Annotated in this window: 6 protein-coding genes; 2 read left to right on the forward strand and 4 right to left on the reverse strand. The window is 58.9% G+C overall.

Features of this window, described 5'->3' with window-relative positions:
* The 3 genes from LJE94_19250 to LJE94_19260 form a co-directional block, all read right to left on the reverse strand.
* The coding region (locus LJE94_19250; protein MCG6912235.1) for an ABC transporter ATP-binding protein at positions 1 to 398 on the reverse strand (398 nt) is incomplete at its 3' end.
* On the reverse strand, positions 395 to 1,402 hold the full coding sequence (locus LJE94_19255; GenBank protein ID MCG6912236.1) for an iron ABC transporter permease: 1,008 nt from the start codon (positions 1,400 to 1,402) through the stop codon (positions 395 to 397). The genes LJE94_19250 and LJE94_19255, both read right to left, overlap by 4 nt.
* Positions 1,399 to 2,322 carry a cobalamin-binding protein gene (locus LJE94_19260; GenBank protein ID MCG6912237.1) on the reverse strand — a complete coding sequence of 308 codons (924 nt, stop codon included), beginning with the start codon at positions 2,320 to 2,322 and terminating at the stop codon, positions 1,399 to 1,401. The genes LJE94_19255 and LJE94_19260 overlap by 4 nt, the downstream gene beginning before the upstream one ends.
* A gap of 80 nt (positions 2,323 to 2,402) precedes the next feature.
* Between LJE94_19260 and LJE94_19265 the strand changes: the two genes are divergently transcribed.
* Positions 2,403 to 3,686 (forward strand): U32 family peptidase, encoded by a 1,284-nt coding sequence (locus tag LJE94_19265; protein MCG6912238.1) that lies wholly within the window; start codon positions 2,403 to 2,405, stop codon positions 3,684 to 3,686.
* A gap of 29 nt (positions 3,687 to 3,715) precedes the next feature.
* On the opposite strand, the gene LJE94_19270 is transcribed toward LJE94_19265, so the two are convergent.
* Positions 3,716 to 3,997, reverse strand: coding sequence for a hypothetical protein (locus LJE94_19270; protein ID MCG6912239.1), 282 nt, complete (start codon positions 3,995 to 3,997; stop codon positions 3,716 to 3,718).
* A 120-nt stretch (positions 3,998 to 4,117) separates the two neighbouring features.
* Between LJE94_19270 and LJE94_19275 the strand changes: the two genes are divergently transcribed.
* The coding region (locus LJE94_19275) for a penicillin-binding protein 1A (GenBank protein ID MCG6912240.1) at positions 4,118 to 5,966 on the forward strand (1,849 nt) is incomplete at its 3' end.

The raw sequence follows: 5,966 nt of genomic DNA on the forward strand, positions 1-5,966 counted from the left end.
TTCCCGATCTTGGTAAATCCCATCGCCTCTTCGGCCAGTTCCAGATCGTTCGCCCTTTCCAGCCCCAGCATCCCTAAATGCGGCGACCGGCCCATGAGCACGACCTCCCGGACCGTAAAGGGGAAATCGGTCTGGATCATCTGGGGCACATAGGCGATCTTACGGGCCAGCCCCTTGCGGGTGTAGACGTCAAGCGCCTTTCCGCCGATGGCGACCCCGCCGCCGGCCGGCTTGTGGATGCCGGACAAAAGCTTCAGCAGGGTCGTTTTGCCGGATCCGTTGGGGCCGATGATGATGAAAAAATCACCTTCCGTAACCGCAAAGGAGATGTCATCCAGTACCGGCGTCCGGCCGTATGCGTGTGCGAGCCGGGTGGCTTCGATCGTCGCGGGCATCATTTGGCCTTTTTCAGTAAATAGATGAACAAGGGCGCACCGATCAGGGCCGTGATCACACCGGCCGGCATTTCTCCCTGCCGGGGCAGGGCCCTGGCCAGCAAATCACACAGGACCATGTAACCGGCCCCGCCGAAAACACAGGCCGGCACCAGCACCCGGTGATCCGGCCCCAGGGACAGCCGCAGCAGGTGCGGCATGACCAGCCCGACGAATCCGATCAAGCCGCTGTAGCTGACCGACGCGCTGATCATGACTGACGTGGTCACCAACAGGACGATATTCATGACCTGGACATTGATGCCCATGGCCAGCGCCGTCTCCTTGCCCATTACCATCAAGTTCAGGGTATTTGACAGCAGAAAGAACAGCAGGAAGCAGGGCAGAAGGATGCCGGCAAGCATGCCGACCTGGCCCATGCCCACCATGCCCATGTCCCCCATGAGCCAGAAAATGATGTTGTGCAACCGGGCATCCTGGGTAATGGAGACCAGGAACATGATCAGGGCGCTGCAGAAGGCGTTGACCATCACGCCGGAGAGCAGCAGGGAATCCTTCCGCAGGATCGTGCCGCCGGAAGTCATGATGAGCAGCAGGGCCAGCGTCGCGCAACTTCCGACAAATGCGGTAAAGGTCACACCCGGAAAACGCGCCAGGCCCAGGAGAATGCCGATGATGGCGCCGATGGCCGCCCCCCCGGAGATACCCAGGATATAGGGTTCGGCCAAAGGGTTCCTGAGCAGGGCCTGAAACACGAGCCCCCCCATGGACAAAGAAGCCCCCACCAGGGCCGCCAACAGCACCCGCGGCAACCGGATCTCCCAGACGATCGTCTGCAGCATGGGATCGTGCCCCCCCTTGCCGGCAAGCCATTCGAACACCGCGAACAGGGTGCGGCCCGAGGAACCGATGGATATGCCCAGCAGGCCCGCTATCAGAAAAAAAACGACCGCAACCGTGGTCGTTATCAGGATCTTGTACAGCAGTCTGGGGGTGTCCTGCTTCACGACCCCTCCTCGAAAAGCTCCGGATGGATCATCCCGGCCAAAAGCTCCAGGCCGTCCACCAGTCTCGGCGTGGGGCGATCGAACAGATTGGAGTCCTGCATGAAAATACGACCGTCCCTGACGGCCGGTATGTGCGGCCACTGTTTCCATTCGGCCAGGACCTGCTCAAAAACGGCATGCCTGGCCATGGAGGTAATCACGATGACATCGGGCGCCATCCCCAGAACCTGCTCTCGGCTGTACCGGGGATAGGCCACCTCTCCGGCAGCCAGATTGCGGCCGCCGGCTTTCACGATCAGTTCATTGATAAACGTGTGGGTCCCCACGGAAACGATCGGTGAAACGCCGATTTGAAAAAAAACGCTCGGCCGCTTTTCGGACGTGGATACGGCCCGTTCCACCGCCTCTATTCTCGATTGCATGCCGCTCACAATCGCATCCGCCCGATCTCTCACCTGCAACAGGCCCCCGATGGCGGTCAGCGTCTGCATTACCGATTGCAGATCCCGGGGATTGACCACGAACACGGGCACCTGCAGGTCGTCCAGGCGGTCGACAACATCTTTGGGGTTGCCGTCCTTGACGCCGATGCACAGATCCGGCTGCAGGGAGACGATGCGTTCCAGGTCCAGATGGACATAGGAGCCCACCTTGGGCAGCTGGGCCGCCGCTTCGGGATAATCGCTGTATTGGGTCACGCCCACCAGGCGTGCCTCCTGGCCCAAGGCGTAAACGATCTCCGTTATGCTGGGGGCCAGGGCCACAATGCGCTGCGGATTCTCGACGACCGTCATTTCCCTGCCTAGCAGGTCGGTGACTTTTTCTCCGGCTGCGGCAGCGCCTGTCGACAGGCTTAGCGCCAACAAGGGCACAACCATCACAATCAGTGCGGTCAGAAAGATCCTCGGCTGGTTCTTCATACATGCGATCTATAGCATAGCCTGTTGAAAAAGTTAAAGGATTATGAGAGCATTCCACAGCCGTACCTTGGATAATCCCCATGCATGACCTCAGAAAAAATATAGAACTGCTGGCCCCGGCCGGCAATTTCGAAAAGCTCGAAATCGCCCTGCACTACGGTGCCGATGCCGTGTACCTGGCAGGCAAGGATTTCAGTCTCAGGAACTTTTCCGGCAATTTTTCCCGGAAGGAGCTGGTGCGGGCCGTCGCCCTGGCCCATGGCCGCAAGGCCAGGGTCTACGTGGCCTGCAACGTCTATTCCCGGGACAGCGAGCATCCCGCCCTGCGTGATTTTCTCTTTTTTCTCAAAGACCTGCGGCCGGACGGGCTCATCGTCTCCGACCCGGGCGTCATCTTGTGCGCCCAGGAGATCGTTCCACAGCTTCCCCTGCACCTCAGCACCCAGGCCAACACCACCAACAGCCTTGCAGCCGCCTACTGGAAAAAGCAGGGGGTGCGACGGATAAACGTAGCCCGGGAACTTTCTCTTGGAGAAATCAAGACGCTCGCGGACCATGTACCCGTGGAAATCGAAGCCTTCGTGCACGGCGCCATGTGCATCTCCTATTCCGGCCGGTGCCTTCTGAGCAGTTTCATGGAAAACCGGGACGGCAACCGGGGCATGTGCTGCCAGCCCTGCCGGTTCAGCTACGCGGTGGTCGAAGCCAAGCGCCCCGGCCAGTTCTATCCGCTTGCCGAGGATCAGAGAGGGGCCTATATCTTCAATTCGCGGGATTTGTGCATGATCGAGCACCTGCCTGAAATGATCGCAGCCGGCATCACCGCTTTCAAAATCGAGGGCCGCATGAAGGGCATCAACTATCTCGCGTCCGTGGTCAAAACCTACCGGGCCGCAATCGACGCCTACCTGGACGACCCCGCCGCCTACACATGCGACCCCGCGTGGAAAGAAGCGCTCGCGACGGTGAGCAACCGCGGCTACGGCACCGGATTCTATCTGGGCGCGATCGACAACACGCGTCCCGATTATGCCGGAAACCTTGCCGGCGGTCACCGTTTCATCGCCAAGGTGCTCGAGCCGCTGCCGGGCGGCCGGGATGGATACAGGGCCCGCGTGGAGGTACGCAACAAAATTTTCACGGGCGACGACATCGACATCGTCACCCCCGGCGCGCCAAACGGTATGGACACCATCAAAGCCGTCCATGACGCCGACGGTGGGGCCGTCGAATTTGCCCAGCCGGGGAGCCTGGTGGTCCTGACCGTCGACACCCCTTTGAAACCCTTTGATTTAATTCGAAGACGGCGTTCAGCCGGGGATGATTGCAAACGGACGCGCCCCCGGGAACAGCCTAAAATTTGAAACGCTCGACTCGGGTACAACGGTGGGGGTTATGCGCTCTTCCTCACCAGGCCGGCCGCCGCCTTGAACTTTTCGCTGATTCGACCGGTCAGCTCACAGACATCGTCGAGGATCTCACCCACTGCCTCCAGGTCGTTTTCTTTGGCCCTCCCGGCCCAGTCCATGTACGTTTCGGCATGGTCGTCGTTGTGTTTGAGCCAGTGATCCAGAAGCTTGATCAATTTCTCGTCAAATGTTAATTCGCTCTTGATATCGTGATCATGGTGGTGGTCGTGATGGTGATCATGATGGTGGTGGTCGTGATGGGTCATGGCAATCTCCTAGTACTTGTAAACGTTCCACTTTTAAATGGTTTATAGATTTTTAAATTAGTACCCGTGGAGGGGTAAGTCAACCCCGGGGCTTCTAAACAAGGCGGCAACGTCAGGGCCATGAAACCGAAGCGTAAATTTCTCGTCTTTTTGCTGATAACATTTCTGGCTGTTTTGAGCGGTGTGCTCATCGGCACCTTTCTGGGCCTGACCAGGGATCTGCCTCAGATTCGCGCCTTGAACACCTTCAAGCCTTCGGGCGTGACCCGGATCCTCGCCGAAGACGGAACGCCGCTCACGGAACTGTTTGTCCAAAACCGGATCCCGGTACCTATTCAGGAAATGCCCCCCGATCTCCTTGCCGCAATCGTTGCCACCGAGGACAGAAAATTTTTCGAGCACAGCGGAATCGACATAAAAGGCATCCTGCGGGCGGGGGTTCGGGACATCGTTGCCGGCGAGTTCGTAGAGGGGGCCAGCACCATCACCCAACAGCTCGCCAAAACGCTTTTTCTCACCTCTCAGAAAACGCTGTTCAGAAAAGTACAGGAAGCCGTGCTCGCTTTCCAGATTGAAAGGCGCTACACGAAAAAAGAAATTCTAGCGCTCTACCTCAACCAGATCTATCTGGGCAGCGGCGCCTACGGAGTCTCATCGGCCGCCAAGATTTTTTTCGGGAAAACGCTCGACGAATTAAGCCTGGCCGAATGCGCCCTGATCGCCGCCATGCCCAGGGCCCCCTCGCGATATTCACCGTTGGTCGACAAGGACCTCGCCCGCCATCGCAGAAATATCGTCTTAAAGCAGATGCTCGCCGTCGGTGACATCGATGAGAAGGCTTTTGCACAGGCCGTCAACGAACCCGTCCGCACCCGAAGCCGAACAGGGGGGCACGCGAAAGCGCCCTATTTTACGGCTTTCGCTACAAAAGCCCTGGAAGACCACATCGGTGCTTCAATGCTGTATAAAGGCGGACTGACGATCTACACCACCATCCGCCTCGATCTTCAGCAGGCGGCCGAAACGGCCGTCCGCAACGGCCTCTTGGACCTCGAAAAAAGAATGCAGTCCCGGGGGGGGCATTCAGACGGCCCTCCCCAGGGCGCCCTGGTAGCCCTGGATGTTCACAACGGAGGCATCCTTGCCATGGTGGGTGGCAGGGATTTTGATCAGAGCACATTCAACCGGGCGACCACAGCCAAAAGGCAGCCGGGGTCGGCCTTCAAGCCGATTGTTTATGCAGCCGCCATCCAGCGCATGGGGTTTTCCCAGAATATGACCCTGACGGACGCACCGGTGGTGTTCAAAAGCGCAAGCGGCAATAGAGACTGGAAGCCGGAAAATTTTTCCAGAACCTACAAGGGTGAAATGACCTTGCGAAAAGCCCTCGCCCTTTCCGAAAACATTCCGGCGGTGCGTTTGCTGCAGATGACGGGCCCTGAAACGGTGATAGATTTTGCCCATGACCTGGGTATCAATTCCACCCTGAAGCCTTATCTTTCCCTGGCCCTGGGCGTTTCCGAATTGACGCTGCTGGAACTGACTTCGGCCTATGCCGTCTTCCCAAACGGCGGCCAGGCAATCGCGCCCTTTGGCATTTTGGAGGTAGTCGATGGCGGGGGGCGCGTTGTCTGGCGGGTCAAACCGCACAAAAAAGTGGTCATGTCCAGGCAAAATGCCGCCATCGTGACCGACATGCTCCGGGCCGTCATACTGGAGGGCACAGGCAGAAAGGCCCGTGGATTGGGGCCTGCGGTAGCCGGTAAAACCGGAACAACGGACAACTGCGTGGATGCCCTGTTCGTCGGTTTTTCACCGGATGTGACGGCAGGCGTCTGGGTCGGCCTCGACACGCCGCAATCTCTGGGCCGCCGCGAAACAGGTGCCCGGGCGGCACTGCCCATCTGGATAGAATTCATGCGGACCGCGCTGGCCGGCGGCCCCCTCCGCTATTTCGACATGCCCGACA

This window comes from Deltaproteobacteria bacterium (assembly GCA_022340465.1).
Lineage (GTDB): Bacteria > Desulfobacterota > Desulfobacteria > Desulfobacterales > B30-G6 > JAJDNW01.

What these genes read in the sequence shown, in the direction of transcription:
- LJE94_19265 (MCG6912238.1), top strand. Translation starts at nt 2,403, where the DNA reads ATGCATGACCTCAGAAAAAATATAGAACTGCTGGCCCCGGCCGGCAAT.
- LJE94_19270 (MCG6912239.1), bottom strand. Translation starts at nt 3,997, where the DNA reads ATGACCCATCACGACCACCACCATCATGATCACCATCACGACCACCAC.
- LJE94_19260 (MCG6912237.1), bottom strand. Translation starts at nt 2,322, where the DNA reads ATGAAGAACCAGCCGAGGATCTTTCTGACCGCACTGATTGTGATGGTT.